The sequence below is a fragment of the Candidatus Aramenus sp. CH1 genome (assembly GCA_022678445.1).
In the GTDB taxonomy this organism is placed as follows: Archaea; Thermoproteota; Thermoprotei_A; order Sulfolobales; family Sulfolobaceae; genus Aramenus.
In genome coordinates, this window is sequence record JALBWU010000007.1 from 174,498 (window position 1) to 194,900 (window position 20,403).

General features: G+C 49.9%; 26 protein-coding genes and 4 tRNA genes. 16 read left to right on the forward strand and 14 right to left on the reverse strand.

The window, feature by feature from the left end; translation table 11 throughout:
- Position 1: 1 nt before the first annotated feature.
- Positions 2 to 772, reverse strand: coding sequence for a Snf7 family protein (locus MPF33_06945; GenBank protein MCI2414965.1), 771 nt, complete (start codon positions 770 to 772; stop codon positions 2 to 4).
- An 18-nt stretch (positions 773 to 790) separates the two neighbouring features.
- Positions 791 to 1,507, reverse strand: coding sequence for a CdvA-like protein (locus MPF33_06950; protein ID MCI2414966.1), 717 nt, complete (start codon positions 1,505 to 1,507; stop codon positions 791 to 793).
- Between the two features lie 185 nt (positions 1,508 to 1,692).
- Between MPF33_06950 and MPF33_06955 the strand changes: the two genes are divergently transcribed.
- Positions 1,693 to 1,938 carry a hypothetical protein gene (locus MPF33_06955; protein ID MCI2414967.1) on the forward strand — a complete coding sequence of 82 codons (246 nt, stop codon included), beginning with the start codon at positions 1,693 to 1,695 and terminating at the stop codon, positions 1,936 to 1,938.
- Here the strand turns inward: MPF33_06955 and eno are convergent.
- On the reverse strand, positions 1,935 to 3,179 hold the full coding sequence (gene eno / locus MPF33_06960; GenBank protein ID MCI2414968.1) for a phosphopyruvate hydratase: 1,245 nt from the start codon (positions 3,177 to 3,179) through the stop codon (positions 1,935 to 1,937). The two genes, MPF33_06955 and eno, sit on opposite strands and share 4 nt — an antisense overlap.
- A gap of 41 nt (positions 3,180 to 3,220) precedes the next feature.
- On the opposite strand from eno, the gene MPF33_06965 reads away from it, so the two are divergent.
- Genes MPF33_06965 through MPF33_06975 form a run of 3 tightly spaced genes read left to right on the forward strand, consistent with a single transcriptional unit; the run spans position 3,221 to position 4,263 of the window.
- Positions 3,221 to 3,508 carry a hypothetical protein gene (locus tag MPF33_06965; protein ID MCI2414969.1) on the forward strand — a complete coding sequence of 96 codons (288 nt, stop codon included), beginning with the start codon at positions 3,221 to 3,223 and terminating at the stop codon, positions 3,506 to 3,508.
- A 16-nt stretch (positions 3,509 to 3,524) separates the two neighbouring features.
- Positions 3,525 to 3,845 carry a chromatin protein Cren7 gene (locus MPF33_06970; GenBank protein ID MCI2414970.1) on the forward strand — a complete coding sequence of 107 codons (321 nt, stop codon included), beginning with the start codon at positions 3,525 to 3,527 and terminating at the stop codon, positions 3,843 to 3,845.
- Positions 3,826 to 4,263 (forward strand): signal peptidase I, encoded by a 438-nt coding sequence (locus tag MPF33_06975; GenBank protein MCI2414971.1) that lies wholly within the window; start codon positions 3,826 to 3,828, stop codon positions 4,261 to 4,263. Before MPF33_06970 ends, MPF33_06975 begins: the two co-directional genes overlap by 20 nt.
- Here the strand turns inward: MPF33_06975 and gcvPB are convergent.
- Positions 4,256 to 5,767, reverse strand: coding sequence for an aminomethyl-transferring glycine dehydrogenase subunit GcvPB (gcvPB, locus tag MPF33_06980; protein ID MCI2414972.1), 1,512 nt, complete (start codon positions 5,765 to 5,767; stop codon positions 4,256 to 4,258). The two genes, MPF33_06975 and gcvPB, sit on opposite strands and share 8 nt — an antisense overlap.
- The gene (gene gcvPA / locus MPF33_06985) at positions 5,751 to 7,112 is read right to left on the reverse strand and encodes an aminomethyl-transferring glycine dehydrogenase subunit GcvPA (protein ID MCI2414973.1); all 1,362 of its coding nucleotides are present in this window, start codon (positions 7,110 to 7,112) and stop codon (positions 5,751 to 5,753) included. The genes gcvPB and gcvPA overlap by 17 nt, the downstream gene beginning before the upstream one ends.
- Before the next feature lie 36 nt (positions 7,113 to 7,148).
- On the opposite strand from gcvPA, the gene gcvT reads away from it, so the two are divergent.
- From gcvT to MPF33_07030, 9 genes are all read left to right on the forward strand, one after another.
- Entirely contained in the window at positions 7,149 to 8,198 is a 1,050-nt protein-coding gene (gcvT, locus tag MPF33_06990; protein MCI2414974.1) for a glycine cleavage system aminomethyltransferase GcvT, read from the forward strand.
- On the forward strand, positions 8,195 to 8,593 hold the full coding sequence (gene gcvH / locus MPF33_06995; GenBank protein MCI2414975.1) for a glycine cleavage system protein GcvH: 399 nt from the start codon (positions 8,195 to 8,197) through the stop codon (positions 8,591 to 8,593). The genes gcvT and gcvH overlap by 4 nt, the downstream gene beginning before the upstream one ends.
- Positions 8,593 to 9,345: a proteasome assembly chaperone family protein gene (locus MPF33_07000; GenBank protein MCI2414976.1), complete on the forward strand. Its 753-nt coding sequence runs from the start codon at positions 8,593 to 8,595 to the stop codon at positions 9,343 to 9,345. Before gcvH ends, MPF33_07000 begins: the two co-directional genes overlap by 1 nt.
- 6 nt (positions 9,346 to 9,351) lie before the next feature.
- Positions 9,352 to 9,705 carry a hypothetical protein gene (locus MPF33_07005; protein MCI2414977.1) on the forward strand — a complete coding sequence of 118 codons (354 nt, stop codon included), beginning with the start codon at positions 9,352 to 9,354 and terminating at the stop codon, positions 9,703 to 9,705.
- 83 nt (positions 9,706 to 9,788) lie between these two features.
- On the forward strand, positions 9,789 to 10,778 hold the full coding sequence (locus tag MPF33_07010) for an AbrB/MazE/SpoVT family DNA-binding domain-containing protein (GenBank protein MCI2414978.1): 990 nt from the start codon (positions 9,789 to 9,791) through the stop codon (positions 10,776 to 10,778).
- 23 nt (positions 10,779 to 10,801) lie between these two features.
- On the forward strand, positions 10,802 to 11,542 hold the full coding sequence (gene sufC / locus MPF33_07015; GenBank protein MCI2414979.1) for a Fe-S cluster assembly ATPase SufC: 741 nt from the start codon (positions 10,802 to 10,804) through the stop codon (positions 11,540 to 11,542).
- A gap of 51 nt (positions 11,543 to 11,593) precedes the next feature.
- Positions 11,594 to 13,033: a Fe-S cluster assembly protein SufB gene (gene sufB, locus MPF33_07020; GenBank protein ID MCI2414980.1), complete on the forward strand. Its 1,440-nt coding sequence runs from the start codon at positions 11,594 to 11,596 to the stop codon at positions 13,031 to 13,033.
- Positions 13,034 to 14,173, forward strand: coding sequence for a SufD family Fe-S cluster assembly protein (locus MPF33_07025; GenBank protein ID MCI2414981.1), 1,140 nt, complete (start codon positions 13,034 to 13,036; stop codon positions 14,171 to 14,173). It abuts the gene before it with no gap.
- A gap of 78 nt (positions 14,174 to 14,251) precedes the next feature.
- On the forward strand, positions 14,252 to 14,380 hold the full coding sequence (locus MPF33_07030; protein ID MCI2414982.1) for a ribbon-helix-helix protein, CopG family: 129 nt from the start codon (positions 14,252 to 14,254) through the stop codon (positions 14,378 to 14,380).
- Here MPF33_07030 and MPF33_07035 read toward each other — a convergent pair.
- The 8 genes from MPF33_07035 to MPF33_07070 all read right to left on the reverse strand — a co-directional run bounded on the left by MPF33_07035 (position 14,381) and on the right by MPF33_07070 (position 17,572).
- A tRNA-Thr gene (locus MPF33_07035) sits at positions 14,381 to 14,469 on the reverse strand.
- Between the two features lie 59 nt (positions 14,470 to 14,528).
- Positions 14,529 to 14,617: transfer RNA gene (locus MPF33_07040), tRNA-Met, on the reverse strand.
- Between the two features lie 48 nt (positions 14,618 to 14,665).
- Positions 14,666 to 15,412: a hypothetical protein gene (locus MPF33_07045; GenBank protein ID MCI2414983.1), complete on the reverse strand. Its 747-nt coding sequence runs from the start codon at positions 15,410 to 15,412 to the stop codon at positions 14,666 to 14,668.
- Positions 15,413 to 15,723: 311 nt separating this feature from the next.
- Positions 15,724 to 15,796: transfer RNA gene (locus MPF33_07050), tRNA-Gln, on the reverse strand.
- Between the two features lie 154 nt (positions 15,797 to 15,950).
- Positions 15,951 to 16,154: a hypothetical protein gene (locus MPF33_07055; protein MCI2414984.1), complete on the reverse strand. Its 204-nt coding sequence runs from the start codon at positions 16,152 to 16,154 to the stop codon at positions 15,951 to 15,953.
- 207 nt (positions 16,155 to 16,361) lie between these two features.
- Complete coding sequence (locus tag MPF33_07060) at positions 16,362 to 16,502, reverse strand: hypothetical protein (GenBank protein MCI2414985.1); 141 nt, start codon at positions 16,500 to 16,502, stop codon at positions 16,362 to 16,364.
- Between the two features lie 77 nt (positions 16,503 to 16,579).
- Positions 16,580 to 16,741: a hypothetical protein gene (locus MPF33_07065; GenBank protein MCI2414986.1), complete on the reverse strand. Its 162-nt coding sequence runs from the start codon at positions 16,739 to 16,741 to the stop codon at positions 16,580 to 16,582.
- Positions 16,742 to 17,470: 729 nt separating this feature from the next.
- Positions 17,471 to 17,572, reverse strand: a tRNA-Glu gene (locus MPF33_07070).
- Positions 17,573 to 17,701: 129 nt separating this feature from the next.
- Between MPF33_07070 and MPF33_07075 the strand changes: the two genes are divergently transcribed.
- The 3 genes from MPF33_07075 to MPF33_07085 are packed head-to-tail and all read left to right on the forward strand — an operon-like array spanning position 17,702 to position 19,711.
- Positions 17,702 to 18,301: a helix-turn-helix domain-containing protein gene (locus tag MPF33_07075; GenBank protein ID MCI2414987.1), complete on the forward strand. Its 600-nt coding sequence runs from the start codon at positions 17,702 to 17,704 to the stop codon at positions 18,299 to 18,301.
- Positions 18,282 to 19,283, forward strand: coding sequence for an aminotransferase class I/II-fold pyridoxal phosphate-dependent enzyme (locus MPF33_07080; GenBank protein MCI2414988.1), 1,002 nt, complete (start codon positions 18,282 to 18,284; stop codon positions 19,281 to 19,283). The genes MPF33_07075 and MPF33_07080 overlap by 20 nt, the downstream gene beginning before the upstream one ends.
- Complete coding sequence (locus MPF33_07085) at positions 19,280 to 19,711, forward strand: GtrA family protein (protein MCI2414989.1); 432 nt, start codon at positions 19,280 to 19,282, stop codon at positions 19,709 to 19,711. The genes MPF33_07080 and MPF33_07085 overlap by 4 nt, the downstream gene beginning before the upstream one ends.
- Here MPF33_07085 and MPF33_07090 read toward each other — a convergent pair.
- Positions 19,692 to 20,399: an alanyl-tRNA editing protein gene (locus tag MPF33_07090; GenBank protein MCI2414990.1), complete on the reverse strand. Its 708-nt coding sequence runs from the start codon at positions 20,397 to 20,399 to the stop codon at positions 19,692 to 19,694. The two genes, MPF33_07085 and MPF33_07090, sit on opposite strands and share 20 nt — an antisense overlap.
- Positions 20,400 to 20,403 lie beyond the last annotated feature (4 nt).

Sequence of the window (20,403 nt, forward strand, 5' to 3'; positions counted from 1 at the left end):
GTTAAGCCTCCAGGCTAATTAGTCCCTTACTCGACATCTCCCTTAACAGGTTTAGTACCTCTTCCTTCCCCACTCCGTACCTCTTTGAAACGTAGTCTAGGTCTAGGTAACCACCGGTCTCGGATATGTAGTTTAGAATTTCCTTCTCGTCCAGCCTCTTCTTTACCTCCACTTTGGCTGGGATCTCCGAGGGTGGGTGTGGTAGATCTGGTAGGAGCTCCCTTACCTTTTGCTCGGCACTCTTCTGGGCCTCCTCTAGGATCTTCTTTGCTTGTTCATCGATTACCGCGGGCACAACGCTTCTGTCGCTTATCATCCCCGTCTCTGTAGCTATGCTGTTTACGCTACTGGTTATTGAGTCCAAGGTCATGGCTATTTCAGGAGAGATTGTCTTTATCTGGTCCTTTAGCCCTTCAAGGATCCTCACAATGGGGAAAAGCACCAACGACACTCCTTGTACTTCTTGTACCGTGTCCAACCTCAGCCTTACTTTTTCTATTGCGAGGTAGGCAGTGTAGAAGACCTTTATTATTTTCCTTATTTCGGAGATCTCCTGGGCGTAGATCGTGGCCTTTGCGAAGTCGCCGTCTATCTGTGCCCTCACCACCTTGTCAAAGAGCTCCTTGTCCCTGTCTTTTAACCTCCTTATTGACTCGTCAATCCTCGTCTGCTGGTCCTTGAGCTTAATGGATATTTCAGTGAGAAGCCTCCCTAACTGTTCCTTCTTTTTCTTGTCGTTGTTAAAGTAAGAAACAAATAACTTTTTCAACATCCTATTTCACTGGCTTGGTCATAAAGTATTTATTACCTTTACTGGTATTGGTACGGGTAATTCCGAGTTGTTCTGAGAGGGCTTACTCCCCTGGTCTGAGGAACCAATTGTCTGGCTTGGAGCTTTTAAGTCGATTCCTTCCTTATCTAGTAGGTCCAGCTTTTCTAACGTTTTCCTTATGTCGTCCTTTTCCAGCATGTAACTGTCCTTAGCTAGCCTCAAGATCTCCATGGAGTTCTTATATGACGCCTCAGAGAGCTCAGCCGAGATGTAGCTCATCTTGACGGACATGATAGCCTTTTCTATCTGGGCTAACTGGTCCTCTACCTCGTTTAGCCTAGCCTTTAGGGAGTTTTTTACCTTTATGTAGTCGTCCTTGACCTTAAGCATCTCGCTGTCCAGCTTCCTCCTCATTTCGTCGTAAGTGGACTTAGGCACTTCTTGCTTGGAGTAGAGCTCCTCTAACGCCCTCTGCCTTTTCCTTATCTTTTCCATTAGCGTTAACGCCCTTATTGCTGCAGCCTTCCACTCTGGCAGGACCACTATGGAGTCTCCGTCCGCCTTTACCCTGGATGGGTCAATCGTGGTGAACGTATTGCCTTGGGCCACCTCGATCCCAGTTACTGTGCCGTCAATCTCGGTGTACACGAACACGAGGTAACCAAAGTCCCTGTTGTAGGGATCCTTCACCTTTTGCCCTATAAATTTCGTTAATACGTCTGCCGACACTACCATGGGTATTACTCCTCAAAAATACCCTTTGTCTCGGTATTTACTTAAAAGGGTTAGGGCTCCTCAGCAGGCATTTCTCTTCACCTTTAAGCGCTTTTAACCGTCATCATCGGTTTACGTCACAGTACTTGTATTATTGAGTCCCAGCCTATAAATAAAATTGATTTGGATATATTAGGTAAGGGAAAATGTCTCTTGGGACTCTGTATAACATAACTTCTCAAATTTTAGGTAACCACGTGAACTCCGGCTCCCTCTCAGAGATACTAGTACTAATCGGGTTGGCGATAATAGTATTGATGGTATTTGGAGGCATTGTGTACGGTCTCTTTAAGGTGTTCTCCCTAATACCTAGAATGACCACGAAGCAGTTCCTGCTGTTCCTGCTAGGCATAGCGCTAGTGCTAATTGCTATAGGCATACTCTTGCCTTAAACCCTTTTGTACCTAAAGCCATATTCTTTCTCTATTTCTAGGAGTCTGTTGTACTTGCTAGTCCTCTCTCCTCTAGCCGGCGCTCCTGTCTTTATGAAGTCGCTGTTGAGTCCCACCGCCAAATCGGCTATGAAGTTATCCTCAGTCTCCCCGCTCCTGTGGCTGACTACCGTCTTGACGGAGTTCTCCCTAGCCAAGTCGAAGAACTCCAAGGTCTCTGTCACAGTTCCAACTTGGTTTAGCTTCACTATCACCCCAGTTGTGGACTTAGCCTCTATGCCCTTCTTTAAGTACTTGGCGTTTGTCGTGTAGAGGTCGTCTCCTGTGACGATTACCTTTTTGAGCTTGCTCTGGAGTACGGAGAATCTCTCGAAGTCGTTCTCGTTAAATGGGTCCTCGAGGTAAAGTATTGGGTAGGTGTCAGCTAGGTCCTTGTAGAAGTCGATCATCTCGTCCGGAGTCTTCTTAGATCCGTCTATCTCGTACACGTTTTCCCTCTCGTTGTAGAAGTCAGATGCCGCAGCGTCCATTCCAAGATATATCTTGTCTTCGTAGCCGGAGTTCTTCACTGCAGTGTAGACGAGGTCTAACGCGTCCACCGTCTTTGAAAGGGGCGGAGAAATTCCCCCTTCGTCACCTAATGCCGTGTAGATCTTCCCATACCTCTCCGTTATCAAGTTCTTTAACGTCTTGTAGACCGCGGTAGACGCTTTAAGGGCCTCCTTTAACGAGTCGAAGCCCAACGGAATCACGATAAACTCTTGAATCTTCAATTGGTTTCCTGCGTGTTTCCCCCCGTTTAGTATATTAAGGAGGGGCACGGGGATGGTATGGGTTCTGAACCCCCCTATGTACTCGAAGACCTCCACCCCTAGGGCCTTGGCTGCAGTCTTGGCGACCGCTATGGAGGTGGAGATTATGGAGTTACCTCCTAGCCTAGACTTGTTCTCGGTGCCGTCAAGCTTTATCATGGTTGCGTCTACGTCCTTTTGGTATCTGACGTCCATACTGTGAAGAGCGTAGTTTATGTAGTAGTTCACCGACTCTACAGCTTTCCTAACTCCGCCGTCCTCGTCTCTCAGCTCCACAGCTTCCCTAATACCTCTAGAGGCGCCTGCAGGCGCGTCGCCGAAGTCCCTTATGCCTGCCTTAGTGGTGACGAAAGTCCTTACGGTGAAGTTGCCCCTAGAGTCAAGTATTTCCATTGCTTCTACCTTTTTTATTTCAAACCCACTACTCATTCTTTTAAATCACTTCTTTACTTATAGAGTTGAGAGTTTTAATGTACTACGCCTTCCTCATAATGCTGATCTATGGCTTGCTCTCGCCCATTTACTTCAGACTCCTGAGGGGAAAGTTAAGCAACGAGAAGGGCTTTTACGTTGTGTGGGTTACTGCCCCTTTCTTGGCATCATATTTTTACCTGTCCTCCTCCTTCCTTTACGCTTCGCTAATTGCCATAAATGCGTTGGGGTACTACTTGGTGTACAAGGGAATGACGTCCCACGTTTCTGACGGACTGTTATTCCTTTTGACATCGGTCATTATAATGTTATTTTATAAACTTTAAAACAAAGGTTTTTCACATGCCTAAGAAACAGAAGGACTCCAATGTTTGCCCAAATTGTGGGACTGTAGTGGATAAGCCAGTAAAGACGTGGAACTTGGTTTCTCCTTTGCCAGACGCCTACGGGAGGATAACCATAACCGTAATGGGTTCATACGTCTGTCCAAACTGCGGTCATCGGTGGAGGGCAGTAGTGTCTAAAATCAAGGCAGGAGGGGACTCAGTAGAGATCGAGGGGAAGAAGGGCGTGAAGAAATTCGGAGAGGAAAAGGGGAAGAAGGAAGAGGACAGGGGAGAGATAATAGAGTTGGACATAAGTGATTTGGATGAAGAAGAGTGACATCCTCATCGTTGGGTTTATAGTGCTCATTTACGTTCTCTACTTCTCCAATATCATCAGCTCTGCCAGCGTAGAAGGTGTCTCCATGTACCCAACGTTCCAGAACGGGGCCTTAACTTTCTACACGTCGCCTCATAACGTCTCCCTTGGGAACATAATCATCTACAAATCCCCTACCGTAGGAGCTTACGTTATACATAGAGTTGTCAGCGTGAACTACTATAACGGAGAAAAGTACTACGTTACGCAGGGAGTCGACAAGATATCGAACCCAAAGCCGGACAACCAAATAGGTCTAGAGCCACTGCCCGGAATTCCCTCAAACTTGGTGTTGGGGAAAGTCGACGAGTACCACGGGGTCATCTTCTCGATCCCTTACTTAGGCTATATATCGATATTGCTCAACTCGCTTATCTGAGAGCTCCTATTTTGTTCTCCTCCCTTAATTTTTTCACGAGGTAGGTTGGAGTTACCGTGGTTGGGTGGTTAGCCGTAACTTGGTCTAGTCTTCCCACAGAGGCATTGAGAGGGGTTCCCGAGATCTTCTTTGGGTCAGAGTAAGCCTCTGCTAGGATTTCCTTTAGGGCGTTTGCGAACTTGTCTAAAGTCTCCCTAGTCTCGGTCTCAGTTGGCTCTATCATTAAGGCCTCCTCTACTATGGGTGGGAAGTATATGGTGGGAGCGTAGAACCCCCTGTCCAGGAGCGCCTTTGCGACGTCAAACGCGGTGACTCCTGTGTCGTTCATCAGGGGCTTTGCACTGAACACCACTTCGTGCTTCCTGTACTTGCCGGGGAAAGGTAGCTCCAGTCCCCTAATTCCCCGTAGCCTAGATATTAAGTAATTGGTAGCCACTGTGCTCATTTTGCCTACAGCAGAAACACCTTGAGGTCCTAGGCCCAGTATATACGTGTAAGCTCTAGCTACGTTGCCCACGTTGCCGAAGAACGTTGAGATCTTTCCTATGGACTTCTTTGGGTAATAGAGAGAGTAACCCTTACCGGACTTTTGCACAATGGGGTAAGGTAGGTACTCTGCCATCTCACCTTTTGCACAGATAGCTCCAGCACCAGGCCCTCCTCCCCCGTGGGGTACTGCAAAAGTCTTGTGGAGGTTGACGTGTACTACGTCAAACCCCATATCGCCTGGCCTTGCAACTCCAAGTATTCCGTTTAGGTTTGCCCCGTCGTAGTAGAGCATTCCGTCTACGCTGTGGATTACCTTCGATATTTCCAGGATCTCCTCTTCAAAGAGGCCTAGAGTATTTGGGTTAGTTAGCATGAACCCTGCGACATTTTCGTTGACCACCTCCTTAAGGATGTCTAGGTTCACAAGCCCCCTGTTGTTGGACTTTATGTAAACCACCTTGAAACCTGCCATGGACGCACTAGCAGGGTTTGTTCCGTGGGCAGTGTCAGCCACGAGCATCTCGTCCCTTCTCCTTCCTTTTTCCTCGTGGTACTTCTTGATCATTAAGACCCCTGCCAGTTCTCCCGCGGAGCCAGCAGGCACTTGGAAACTACACTTGTCCATTCCTGTGACCTCGGCTATCCACTCCTGCATCTCGTAAAGCATCTCTAGTGCTCCCTGGACAGTACTGACGTCTTGGAGAGGGTGGAGGTTCTCCACCAGTGACTGGGACATCTCCTCCACCTTCGGGTTGTACTTCATGGTACAGGAGCCGAGAGGCATCATCCCTGTGTCTACCCCAAAGCTCATCTGGGACAGCCTTATGTAGTGCCTTACCGCCTCTAGTTCGCTCAGCTCCGGCAACTCTGCCTCCCTTTTCCTCCTTATCTTATTAGGGAGGCTAACGTTTACCTCTTTCCTTATCTCGTCTTCCCTAGGTATCAGCATCCCTCTCCTTCCCTTTCCCTTGTATTCAAAAATTAACGGCTCGTCCCACTTAGCTTGTCTCCACACCTTTGACCACCTTCTCCACCTTATCAACCAGCAAGTCTATTGCCTTCTTGGGGTGCACTTCCGTGAAGCAGAAGACCGCGGAGTAGTCGTCTATTCTAAGTCCTCCGTGTAGACCAGCCTTGAGCAACTTCTCGTGAATCCTTTGGTACTCAACAGGGAAAGTCAGCGTCACTTCTTCAAAGAAGTCCCCGAGGAACTTCCTCTTTCCTATGCCTCTGCTCTCCACCGACTTAGTAGCGTAGTGACTCCTCAAGTATACCTCTTCCGCAAGTTCCTTTAAGCCGTTCCTTCCCAACAAGGAGAGGTAGACCGCGACCGCTATCGCCATGAGGGCCTCGTTTGTGGTTATGTTCGAAGTGGCCTTCTCCCTTCTCGCGAACTGCTCCCTTGTCTGGAGGATTAACGTAAACCCCTCTTTTCCAAACGAGTCCTTAGTCAACCCCACTATTCTCCCCGGCATCTGCCTCACCAACTTTGCGTCCCACCTAGTAGCAAAGACGCCAAGGGAGGGACCGCCCATGCTTAATGGTATGCCCAGCTCCTGCGCGTCTCCAATAGCTATGTCAACGTCGTACTCCCCAGGAGGTTTTATGAGGGCTAGAGCCAACGGGTTAACGCCCATTATAGTTAAGGCACCCCTTTTCCTCGCAAGCTCCACCACGCCTTCTACTTCGGTTTCGAAGACTCCAAAGAAGTTTGGCGTCTGCAGGTACACGGCCCCTACGTCGTCTGTAAGCTTCCTCTCTAGGTCTTCAACGTCAATCTTTCCCTCTTCGTTGTACTTCACTTTCACTAGCTCTATTCCCTTTCCTCTCGCCCATGTCTCCGCCACCTTTAGGTGGTTTGGGTTTGCGTTGGCTGGTACGAGAACCTTCCTTTTTCCGTTTATCCTGTTGGCCATTAATATCGCCTCAGCTAAAGCCCCGGCCCAGTCGTAGAGGGAGGAGTTCACGACCTCCATCTGCAGTAGCTCGGCCATGTAGCTCTGGTACTCGAAGAGGGCCTGCAGAAGCCCTTGGTTTGCCTCTGGCTGATAGGGGGTGTAAGCGGTGTAGAACTCTGACCTAGAGACTATCATCTTCACGGCATAGGGCACGTAGTGGGGGCAAACCCCGCCCCCTAGGAAGGGAGGGTAAAGTAACTTCGCGTTCCTCTCGCTAAGTTCCTCGAGCCTCCTGGCGATCTCGTACTCCGACAGCGGTCTGCCGTAACCTACGTTTAGCTCCCTCTTGAGGACGATCTCCTTTGGAACGTCGCTGAAGAGCTCCTCAACGTCCTTTACCCCTATTTCCTTCAACATCTCCCTCAAGTCGCCTAAGTTCGGAAGCCAGGGATGCATTTCCATATAAATATCTTGATGAGATGTATCTAATAGGTAATAATGTTAAGTACACCCCTTTATGACGTGGAGGAAAAGGTGGGGGCAAGCTTTGGGGAGTTTGCTGGTTGGAGAATGCCGATGGAGTACTCCTCGTACCAAAAGGAGCACATGGCGGTTAGGCAAGAGGTAGCGTTTTTCGACCTCTCCCACATGGGCAGACTGAGGCTCAAGGGGAAGATATCGGAAGTGGAGACCCTAGTGGCCAAAACGGTCTCAAGGAAGGAAAACAACGTCATGATTGGACCCACAGCCTTCCTTAATGACAGGGGGGGTTTCGTGGACGACGTAATGGTTTACAAGCTGTCAGACGACGAGTTCCTAGTAGTTACGAACGCTGTAAACAGGGAGAAGGATATCCAGTGGATCAGGAAGAACTCCTCGCTGGAGGTAGAGGACCTAACCTTTAAGTACGTCATGCTCGCTATACAGGGGAGGAAGGTTTGGAACTACTTGGCTAGGGTTGACCTAGAGCCACTGCATTTCAAGCTCAACGCCGAGTTCATGGGAGAGAAGGTCTTCCTGCTCAGCAGGTCTGGGTGGACGGGGGAAGAGGGGGTAGAGGTTTGGGCCGACGTCGAGACGGGGAAGAGGCTAGTGGAAAAGCTAATCAGTATTGGAATGACCCCCGCAGGGCTCATCACCAGGGACAGCTTAAGGCAGGAGATGGGCTTCGTCCTCTATGGGGAGGACATCGACGAGAGCGTAAACCCCGTTGAGGCTAGGTACTGGGTGTTCTCGTTGGAGAAGGACTTCATAGGAAAGGCAAAAGTGGAGGAGTACTTGGCCAACGGCGTCGAGAAGTTGAGGGTGGGATTTAAGATGAACAAGGGAGAGAGATCGTTGCCAAGGAACGGCAACAAGCTGAAGCTTCTGGACAAGGAAGTAGGTTACGTCACCAGTTCCACCTATTCTCCCTACCTTTCAAGGGTCATAGGCATGGGTTACGTGAATTCGAGGAACTTCGTCCTAGGTTACAGCGTCCATGTTGAAGTGAGGGGTAAAAAATATTCGGTAAAGTTAACAGACTTTCCACTGGTGAAGGTACAATGAAGGTAGGGAAGTACGAGGTCTTGGAGGACAGATATTACACCGAAAGCGACGAGTGGGTAAAGATAGAAGGCGAGATAGTCACTGTGGGTATAACCGACTACGCCCAGAAGAAGCTCAGGGACATAGTTGGAGTGGAACTGCCACAAGTGGGAAGAGAGGTGAAAATGGGGGAGAGCATAGCAGTGGTGGAGTCGGTAAAGGCCGCAGCTGATATTTACTCCCCGCTCAGCGGAACCGTAGTTGAGGTAAACGAAGATCTCATAAGCGAACCAGAGTTAATAAACAGGGATCCATACGGAGCTGGGTGGATATTTAAGCTAAAGGTGGCAAACAAGGCTGAGGTAGAAAAATTATTAACTGCAGAAAAGTATAGTGAGAAGATAAGGGGAGATTGATGACCCCAGAATTTGAGGTAATAGAGCGCATTACACCGGTTATTTCAAAGCCCACTTACTTGATTGTGGGCCTTCCGGATGCAGGACTGGTTGGGTCGATAGCCACGGAGTTCTTGATAGAGAACTTCGGCCTTAAGGAGTTCGGGGAGGTGTACTCGACAAAGTACATCCCCCCAATAATGCACGTTACTGACGGGATTGCCAGGTCGCCATTAAGGCTTTACTACTCCCAGTCGCCAGGGATAATAGTCTTCCACGCTTGGACTGCCCTTCCCTCAAACGCTATTTACCCCTTGGCGAAGCTAGTCGTTGAGTACTCAAAGAAGTACGACGTCAGCAAGATAATCTCGATCACCGGCATTCCCATACAGAACAGGCTAGAGATCGACAGACCAAACGTTTACTGGATCTCCAACAACGCCCAACTTTCGGTAGAACTAGAGAAGACTGGGCTAATGCAGAAGTTCGGGGACGGCTACATAGCTGGGCCCTACGCTCCAATACTCATGGAGTCGGGGAGGGCAGGCATAGACAACTTTGTCATAGCAGTAGAGTCCTTCCTTGACCTCCCAGACCCAGAGGCGTCGGCTGTAGCCTTGGATATCCTTTCTAAGTACATAGGCTTCAAAGTAGACGTGAGCTCCCTCCTACATCAGGCTGAGGAGATAAGGGAGAGGATAAGGGGCCTCATGGAACAGACAAAGAAGGAGCTCCCCTCGTATACCCTAGGGAAGCCAATGACCTACACGTGACCTAAGATGCCTGCCACGTGGGATCTTTACGAGCTATTTAAGAGGCTAATGCGAGAGCAGGAGAAGGAGATGGAGGAGTTCTTCGAGGAGATGCAAAGGACCATAGAAGGCTTGACCCCCCTTTATACGATCTATGAGCAAGGGGAAGCCCTATACTACGTAGTCGACGTGCCCTTCGTGAACTACTCCACCGTCTACGTAAAGGCGGAGTCCAGAAGTCTCTTCTTTTCCTGCCAAGACAAAAAGGGGAGGAAGTACTCCTTGAGGTTACCGATTCCAGAAAAATATGATAAGTATGACATAAAGGTAGAAAATAGTAAAGGTTTCATAAGAATTATCATAAAGAAGGTTGAATCTTAAAAATAGGCTTTCATAACCCGTTATATACGATTTGCAACACATTTATAAACGGCGTTTAACATAGAACATATTGTTGACTCAAATTGGAGGAAGTAGACAGTTCCAAGGACATTGAGACTAGGAAAGTCCAAAAGTTGGGTTCATCCTCCCTGTTTATCACCTTACCTAAGAAGTGGATAAACCGTTGGAACATCAAGCCCGGGGACAAGATCCTCATTGAGGTATCGGAGGACGGGTCGTTAAAGCTCTTGGCGGAAAAGGTCAAGACCGTGGCCAATAAGAGGTCAATAAAGATCGACATAGACTCCTTAAAACAGCCCATGCCCGGCATCATACCTTGCCTTTACTCCCTTGGTTACGACGAGATCGTGTTCGAGTCCAAAAAGCCTTTGGTACAGAAGGACGTAGAGGAAATAGTAAACGTTACAAAGCAGATGGTCGGTTCAGAGGTAACAGAGGTGTCTGAGGGCAGGATAAAGGTGGAGTGCCTACTTGACTCCGAGAAGGTGGGCTTAGAGTCGTTGCTGAGGAGGATGCTTAACGTAATATCCAAGAAAGTGGACGAGATAGTCGCCTACTTGAACGGCGAAACTCCGAGGGAGTCTGCAAACAGCGACGACCTAAGGAGGATTTACTACATGTTGCTAAGGCGTATAGTGAGCGTAAGGTACGACACCGCGAGGAACATGACAAAGAACTTCTTCATAGTCATGAACGCCATCCTTCTCCTCAACACCGGGAACCTGATCAGCAAAATATACAACGTAGTTAAGTCGGAGGAGCTTGGAGAGGTGGAAAAGGGAGTAATCAAGGAGTCACTGCAGAGGATAAACGACCTATTGGACGAGGTTGTCATGACCGTGCTCTTCCCGAGCATAAAGAGGGTCGCAAACGGCCTCTCTATAATAAAACAGGTAAGGGCCAACATGACCACCGTAGACCAGAAGAAGCACCAGTTGCTCGTCAACTACATGGAAGACCTAGTCAGCTCCCTGGAGTCAGCACTGGACAACTCTTCGTGTACACTGTTCCTAGAGGACATGCCGTGGATAGAAAGAAACTTAACTCCATGAGGTTAAAATAGTGGTGAAATCAAATGTCAGTACTTAAGATCGAGGACCTTCACGTAGAGGTAGAAGGCAAGGAAGTGATTAAGGGTATCAGTCTTGAGGTGAAGAGCGGAGAAATACACGCATTGATGGGCCCCAACGGCTCCGGGAAGACTAGCTTGTCGTTGGCCATAATGGGACATCCTAAGTACAAGATAACAAAGGGGAGGATAACGCTAGACGGAGAGGACATAACTAGCCTAGAGACTGACGAGAAGGTAAAGCGGGGGCTTTTCCTAGCTTTCCAGAACCCTGTAGAGATCTCTGGTGTAAAGCTCTCCACCCTCTTGGTAGCAGAGCTGAACAGAGTGAGGGGTTCCAGCGACTCCGTAATGCAGATGTTCCAGACCATTAGGGAGTACGCAAAGACTGTTGGGATATCAGAGACCTTACTTAACAGGGGCATCTTTGAGGGATTCAGTGGGGGCGAAAAGAAGAGAACTGAAATACTCCAGATGCTCATTCTAAGGCCCAAGTTCGCCATCTTGGACGAGCCTGACTCAGGGGTAGACGTTGACGGGCTCAGAGTAATCTCAGAAATAGTTAACAAGCTTAAGAAAGAGATAAACACGGGGTACTTGATAATAACCCACTACAGGAGGATCTTGGACTACGTCAACGCTGACAAGGTCCACGTGCTTTACAAGGGGAAGATTGTCTCCTCTGGAGACATGAGCCTCGCTAGGCTCATAGACGAGAAGGGGTACGAGAGCGTAATTAAGAACTAAAAGCATAGGTTTATATTTTTTCTTTAACATAGTTAAAGGTGGAAGATCGAAATGCCGGAAGAAAAGCTTTCGTTGGACATAAACGAGATCCTTAACGCCTCGATAGAAGCAAAGTACGAGAAACTTGACGAGAAGGAATTCCACAGGAGGATTGTAAGCTCAGGCCTCAGCAGGAGCACGATTGAGGAGATCTCAAAGCTCAAGAAGGAGCCCGAGTGGATGCTCAGGCTAAGGTTAAAGTCGCTGGAGCTCTTTGAGAAGCTACCAACTCCCAACTGGTTACCGGACTTCCTCGGTTCCCTTGACGTTTCAAGCCTAGAGCTCTACGTAAAGCCCGGGATAGAGAAGACTAACAACTGGGACGAGATACCCAAGGAGATAAGGGAGTACTACGATAAGCTCGGCATCCCAGAGTCGGAGAAGAAGTACCTGGGAGGTCTAGTAGCCGTCCTGGAGTCTGAGCCCATTTACGCCAACGTAAAGGAGGAGCTCAAGAAAAAGGGGGTAATAATGATGCCACCGGAAGAGGCTGTCCAGAAGTACCCAGACGTGATCAAGGAGTACTTCATGAAGATCTTCCCTGCTTCAGACCACAAGTTCGCCGCCCTTCACGGGGCTCTGTGGAGCGGGGGAGTGTTCGTCTACGTCCCAAGGGGCGTCAAGATAACCACCCCAGTTGAGGGCTTCTTCGTGATAGGCTCGGAGATGGAGGGCCAGTTCGAGCACACTCTAGTCGTTGCAGACGAGGGGTCTTACATCCACTTCATCGAGGGTTGTAGTGCCCCTCAGTTCAAGAAGTTCTCCTTCCACGACGGGATGGTAGAGCTCTACGCTAAGAAGGACGCCCACATAAAGTTCACCACCGTGCAGAACTGGAGCAAGAACGTTATAAACTTCAACAACAAGAGGGCGTGGGCTGACGAGAACGCCAACATCGAGTGGGTAGAGGGCTCTCTGGGTTCAAAGTACTCCTTTGTCTATCCCTCGACCATACTCAGGGGAAGGAACGCCACCTCTACTAGCTTGGTCGTGACCATGGCCTCTGGGGAGGGCGAGTGGAAGGACAGCGGTTCCAAGATGATCCACGCAGCCCCCAACACCAGGAGTAAAGTAGTTAACAAGAACATAGGCTTTAATGGCGGAGTCAACATTTACAGGGGGTTAATTAGGGTAAACAAGGGTGCCACGGGGGCGAAGGCCTTTGTGAAGTGCGACTCCCTGATGCTTGACGAGAAGACCAAGGCCTACACCTTCCCGCACAACCAAGTGTTCGAGGACGACGCTGACGTGGCCCACGAGGCACACACCTTTAGGATGAGCGAGGACCAGCTGTTCTACTTGATGAACAGGGGGATAAACGAGAAGGAGGCCACCTCAATGCTCGTGCTGGGCTTCATAGATGAGATAATGAGGGAGTTGCCCTTCGAGTACGCCACAATGCTGAACAAGATTATTAAGCTGGAGTTGGAGAAGTTAGGGGCTGTAGCTTAAATGGGAGTAGTGAAAGAAGAGTCGGCCAAGGGCTACATCAAAAGGCTTGGTCACGAGGCAGAGAGGGAAGAGCTTTATTTAACGTACGTGAAGTCCCCTTACCAAGTAATCAACGACTCTCCGACGCTTAAGCACTACACTAACTGGAACGCCTTCGACTCCCTCTCCCTTGAGGTAAGGGAAGGGAAAAGGAAAGCCGACCTCACACCTCCCCTCAAGGACTACAAGCTAATCCTCGTCGCAAACAACGTAATAGAGGGGGCCGAGACCCTGGACTCTCCGGGAAACGCGGGCATCTCGCCAAAGGAGCACAAGCTAGTGGCCCTAAACTTGGCCCTCTCTAAAAAGGTAAAGATAGATAGGCCAGGGAGGTACCTCATTTACCACTACGCCGACGAAGACGTGTACTCCCCAATCAACGTGGAGGTGGAGGCAAAGGAAGACGTGTTTGAGGTGGTGTACTACGCTGAGGGCTACGGCAAGGCCACACAGAGCTCCACGATTTACATAGACGTGGGGAAGAACGCTGCGGTGAACTTTAGCTTAATCGTAAAGGGGGGAAACTCGTCTAATGTATTCTCTTACTCTAAGGCTAGGGTAGAGGGCTCAATAAGCACGTCAATATTCGTCACTGGCACTGCAAACGCACACGTCCAGTACAAGTCCCTCTTACAAGCGAACTCATCGGCCTCCTTCAACGCAAAGGCCCTTGGCACTAGGGACAACAACATAGACGTGGTGACTGACGTGATCCATGAGGGAGCTAGAAGCGTGAGCAACGGAGTTATGAAGTCAATAGCCGCAAACAACTCCCTCTCCGTCATAAGGGGAGACGCTAGGATAGAGGAAAACGCCTTTGACTCCTCGACCTCGATAATAGGAAGGGCGCTGATGCTAGGAAGGGACGCAAAGGCAGTTGTAGCACCCATGCTCGAGGTGAGGACTGGAAGGGTAGTGACAGCAAAACACTCAGCCTCCATTTCCAGGGTCAACGAGGACCAACTGTTCTACCTCCAGAACAGGGGGTTTGACAGGAAGGCAGCTGAGGGGCTATTGATCAGGGGATTCCTGAGTGACGAGAACGACTTGAGCGTGGTCAAGGACCTCGTCGAGAGAATAGTTTCTGAGCTCGGCTATTAGTTTCGCCCACCTCTCAATTTACAAATGAAAGAGATTTTTCATATATTCTCCTTGCTAGAAGGTAATACTGAGGGATCCATGCGAGTGATCACTTTTAAGGCGGAGGAAGACCTAGTGACAAAGCTAGACCTATACGCCATAAACAGGAGGATCTCCAGGAGCGAAATAATAAGGGAAGCCCTCAAGAGGTACTTGGAAGCAGAGTAGAGCCACCGGCGGGATTCGAACCCGCGACCACCGGCTCTCCTGCTGTACCTTACAAGGCCGGCGCTCTAGCCGGGCTGAGCTACGGTGGCATGAAATTAGTTGCCATTTTTGGAATTAAAGTTTACTTCGCTTTCCACTAGGCAAAAAATGCCGCCGCGGGGATTTGAACCCCGGACGACCGGATATCCCAGAGCACCGTATGAGTCCGGCGCTCTAACCAGGCTGAGCTACGGCGGCAAGTAGTTATATTCGTCCAAGAGTTAAAAATTTTGTGCGGTTTACTGGTCAACACTGGACGTAAGTGTGCATGAAGTTCTCCCAGATCAGCGGGATTAGGGCCTTTGTCCTAAAGTTGTATACGTCTATCTCCACTTCGTTCTTCATGGGCCCGCTCCTCTTAGCGTTGACCTTTACCTCAAGAGGGTCGGAGAAATAGGCCATGGCGTACTTTAGGCTCTCGTACTGTGGGGGGTTGTCGCAGTTAGCAATGATCCTCGCGTGCTTAGCGTCTTGGATCTCGAAGTCGGCCACGCAGTTGGAGGTGGTCAAGTTGCTCAACATCTCTGAAAACAGTTCCTCCGGGGTGTAGGGTATCTCGGACGCCCTAACCCCTAATGGGGGAAGGAGGAGCTTTACCGGGTTTCTGTGGTTTTTCACCTTTCTCAGGACTAGGTCGAAGTAGATGAAGATGAAGAGCTCCCCGCATAGCCTCAGCTTGCTGACCTTGGTCTCGCCTAGGAGGCCGAAGTCCTCTGAGACCTTTCCCAAGTACTTGGAGATGTCCTGTTCCCTCACGTTCTGCCTCGAGACTACTAGCGTCTTGCAGGAGACAAAGTTCTTTATCTTGTCGTCCTTGTAGAACTCAACGATGTAGGCGTCGAATTTCCTGCTTCCGGCCTTCTTCAGCGTGCTCTGGACGAGCCAGTAAAGGAAAGACATCTCAGGGTTCTTGGATATGACAAGCCACTCTCCTAGTTCGTCCCTTAAGTTGATGTCCTTGGGGTTGGCATTCCTCCTGAGAAAGTCAAACAAAAGTTGTACCCTCAGTATTCTGTTGGCACCAAACTTTAAAACCTTGTAATATCAAAGGACGGCCCGTCAAAGAGGCCGTTTTAGGTAAGGCCAAGGCGGTACTCACGCTAGACCTTAAGGTGGGGGTGTCCTTCAATCCCTCTTTGAGTTAAGGAGCTTATATACATGTGAGATAGAGTGTGCGATAACTCTGGGCTAATAGAGGTAGTAGCCTTAGGGCAATTACCAGTTAGTAGCCATCTTAGCTGTCGCTTTTAGGAAAGCGCTAAATACTTTCAGTATAGGGGTGGGAGTGTGGGGGAGTATCCTAGTAGCCGGGCCCGGATTCGAACCGGGGTCCCAGGGGCCAGAGCCCTGGATCCTTGGCCGCTAGACTACCCGGCTACATAAAGATACAACACCGGTAACTAAAAAGCTTACTTTCCGCTTAAGGCAAGCGACTCTAGATAGGACGTGCTGAGCCCACCTAGGGCTAAATATAGTAACATCAGAACGAGGCTTCGGGGCAACGCAGAATGGGTGGACGTACGTGGTTACCTTATACCCTACTGCCTCTCCCCCTCAGTACCCACAGCACCAATAGGACTAGCAAGCTGGCAATTCCGATAGGTAGGACGTAGAGGAGCCCCCATAACCACAACAAGTAGTTGACTACCGAAGCCCCTACGCTACCTATGGTAGCAAGGTGGCGTTTGCCCTTATCGGCTAGGAGGTATACGATCCCCGTTATGGCGAAGTACACGGCAAAGCCCAGCAGGGTTCGGGAGGTGGGCGAAGACCCATTAGTTATAGTTGACGTCGATGAGGTCGTAAAGGACGTCTAAGTGGAGCTGGCGTTAAGTACTAGGCTGTTCTGCGTGGTTAGGTTTGTCGCTACTATTATCGTGCTGGTCCCCGCGTTAAGGTACGCTGACACTTGAACGACTTTGTAGGGCTGAGAATAATTGACTTACTGTACATTTAAGGGCTGTCCATTTACGAAGACGCTTACGTTGTTGTACGTGGTCTCTAGGTAGAGAGTAATGCAATTGGCGTTACTCGTGTATATGTCAATTGCCAGAGCCGTGCAGTTCCATTTGACGTCTGTCATAAGCTTCGGTTTCCCATGTTGTTGGCGTAGAACGGGTATAAGTTGGGGGTTGATAGACGAGTCAGCTTCGATAGCGGCTATACCCCACGACTGGGTCTCCGAACTAACTGGAAGTCAGTAGGCTGGTTGTTACCTACGAGGAGCTCCAACACGTCCAAGTAGTTGTACTGTACTCCAACGCCGTTGAGGAACCTAACAGGGTCTAGGTGGGGAAGCTCGTTGAGCGCATCAAAGTCCACGTAAAGCTCCTCTGAAGGGACTTTAAAGAACGACAGCCCGGTTAAGTTTAGGTAAGTCCTTGCGCTGTTGGCTATGACTACCTTGGAGCCGTTAGTTACGTTTCCGGTAAAGCCCTCTCAGAGAGGGTTCTGTCCATCAGACCCACTGTCGATTATGAAGTCCTCCATCCCTTGGTAACCAAGACCCCGTCGGGTAACCTGACTACAATGGGCGAGAGGTACGCCAGGGGCATTGCGATGTTGTAGCGAGTCGAGGCAGAGAAGTTCATGTATAAGAGGTTATCCCCAGGGTTTTAAACCAGTTTATCCACGTGTTAAAGCCCAGTCTCTGTAGGGTACTCGAAGTGCTTTATGAACGACCCGTTGATGTCGACCTCATGTAGGAACTGCAATATTGAGTTAACGCGTCTCGGATACGTCTGCCAATACTGGGGACAGCCTGCAGAAACTTAGCCTGGTCGTCGAGTCAGAAGTTGTTGTTCGCTTTGTGCGATTCGTAAAACTCGTACGAGCCTGTTAGCGACTTTGACTAGAGGTTCTTTACCTCTGTGATGGCTGCTTGGGACAACTATTGCAGAAGGGGGAGCTGAAGGGCACTTTGTAACAGCTGGGAGAACTGTCCCCATTACTGTGAGGAGTAGAAGGGGAAAGAGAGAGCCTACTCATACCTCACCACTTGAGTTCGCTGGCCCATCAAGGAGATGTGGTGCGGGGGAACCCCCGCCACAGTGCTCCGGCCGGGATTTGAACCCGGGTCACAGGCTCGAAAGGCCTGCATACTCTCGGTGCCCTAGTAGATGGCAGGGCTTGACCGGGCTATACTACCGGAGCACTGTGATAATAATTGAGAACTTAGATTTAAAGTTTTCTTGTACTAACGATCTACGCTTCGTCCTACTGTAACGTGCTGACATCGGGCTTGTGTCACGCTTAAATTTCCCCGTTTCCACTTATTTTTCGATGGTTTTATACGTTACCTTGAGGTCTCCGCAAGAGGACTGGACCAGGGGGATTGACTGGACTAAGAACTCCTTGATCGTGCTTGACGTAAAGGAGTCCAACGGGTTGGCTAGGCTCCTCGCGGAGTTCAAGGGCGACGAGGGAGCTCTCCAAAAGCTCAACGGCAAGTTTACAAAGGTCTCCAAGTTCAAGTACCTCGGCACCATAGAGCTAGACACTCCCGTCGAGAGGATACTCTCCGGTTACATAATCCTAAACGGAGTTGTGTGGCCAGAAGAGGTCAGATGGACGGTTATACTAAGCGACTACGCTGAGCTGAAGAGACTCCTCAGGGAGTTCGTGGACAAGAAGATTGAAGTAAAGATAATCCGGGTCGTGAAGGCGAAGTCGCAGGACGTGCTGACTGCAAGGCAAGAGCAGATCTTGAAGATAGCCTTTGAAGCAGGTTTCTTTGACTACCCAAGGAAGATAAAGATACAAGAGTTAGCTGAGAAGCTCAACATGAGCGTCTCCAACTTGTCCGAGATCCTCAGAAGGGCGGAGAAGAACGTCATAAGCAACTACTTGGGGGAAAAGGACTTTGATCCACGGAGGGGGTAGGTGGGAAAGGGGGAGGCCACCGGAGGTCAAGGACTTCAGCGTTAACTTGAACCCCTTAAGCACTCCTGCTTTCCTTGAGGAGCTAATCGAGGAGGCGGTGAAGAGGGGAGTTCACAAGTTCTATCCTGACGACTACTCATCCCTTAAACAGGTAATTGCAGAGGTGTATGGCGTAGACCCAGGGCTGGTGGGCGTGTTCAACGGGGCTATGGAGGCAATAAGGCTCCTGGGAAAGGGCTTTTCTGTGCCGGAGCCCAACTTCGTAGAGTACCCGAGGTCGTCAATATACTTTGCGGAGGAGGTAGGCGACTCCTTCCGCTTCCCCATCAGGGGAGAGAAGGTGATAATTTCCAACCCCAATAACCCCACAGGGGCAGAGGCTTCCTTTAACGAGGTTCTCTCCGCCCTCCAGCTAGGGAAGGAAGTAGTGGTGGATGAGTCCTTCGCCGACATAAGCCCAGTCAAGAGCTTCGCTAAGTACGTGGAGGAGTTCCCCAACCTCCTCGTAATCTCTACTTTTACCAAGTCGCTTTCCGTTCCTGGTCTGAGGATAGGGTTCACCTTGGGGGCTAAGTCGAGGGAGCTGGAGGCAAAGGCTATCCCATGGAGGGTGAACTCCATTGCCTACTACGTGTTCTCGAACGTGGACCCCAAGGAGGTCAGGAGGTTCTTTGCAGAGAGTAGGAGGAAGGTGGAGGGGCTTTTGACTATCTACTCCTCCAAGAAGTTACCGGGTAAGGCATACCGCAGTAGGGCCCCGTTCTTCCTGTGGAGGACACCTTGCACCTCTAGGGACGTCGTCCAGTACTTATTAGGAAAGGGGTACCTAGTGAGGGATGCCAGCAACTTCGTTGGTCTGGACTCTCACTACATCAGGGTAGCCCTAAAGGACGGGTTTGAGGATATAATACAATTTGTATTAAATCTCTGCGAAAATTACCAAAGGGTTTTAAAGGGAAGTTTCAAAGTTTTAGAGAGATGAGCAGACTGCTTAAGTACGCGGTAGTCGGCGGACTAGGTACATTGGTGAACGAGGGCGTCGTCCTCTTTACGGCAAAGTTGCTCCCCCTTTCAGTTTCCCTTGCCCTCGCAATAGAGGTGTCAATCCTCTTTAACTTCGTCTTGAACGACTTTTGGACCTTCAATGACAAGAGGACTGGGAGCGTTTGGAGGAGGTTGGGCAAGTTCCACCTCTCCTCCCTCTCCGGCGGAGTGGTGCAGTACATTGTTGTGGTGGCCCTCCTAATTGCGGTGCTACACTTCGGCAACTTAACGGAGATCTTGAGCGTCCTCTTCTTCTCCTCTTTTGTGAAGTTGCAGTCCATCTTGCTTGGCGCTATCAACTTCGTTGGCATAGCGTCGGGGTTTCTGGTCAGGTTCCTCACTAGCGTCAAGTTTGTGTGGTCTTGACGGTGTAGTAGACCCTCTTCCTCCCCTTCCCCCTGTTCTCTACCTTTAGGATCTGGATCTCCCCTATCTCCCTCGTGTTCTTCACGTGTGGCCCCCCGTCTGCTTGGATGTCCACTCCGGGGATTTCCACTATCCTCCAGACTGGCACCTCTGGGGGGTTCCTGCCCATCAGCTTCACTATCCCGGGTATCATCATTGCCTCCTCCCTTGGGAGGAAGTACACCTTTACCTCTATCCCCTTCTTGGCGACCTCGTTGGCCTCCCTCACTATTTCAGCTAGGACGCTCTTGTCCTCCACGTTGAAGTCGTCCTTAGCGTACTCTGGCGTAATGCTGCCTCCAGTAACCATCGCGTTGTACTTGCTGAAGGCTATGGCCGAAATTATGTGGGAGGCGGTGTGCAACCTCATCATCGCGTACCTTCTCTCCCAGTCTATCACTCCCTTTATTACCGCCCCCTCCGGCACCTTTTCCTCGACCTTGTGGACTATTTCCCCGTCTTTCCTCTTGACCTCAGTTACCTTGTACTCCTTTCCCTCAAAGATCAGCTTTCCCACGTCGTTCTCTAGCCCTCCCCCGCCTGGGTAGAAAGCAGTCTTGTCCAACACTACCCCTTCCTCCGTTGACTTTACTACCATAGCCTCGAACTCCCTCACGTACGAGTCCTTTAAGAACAGTTCCTCTGTCATCGTT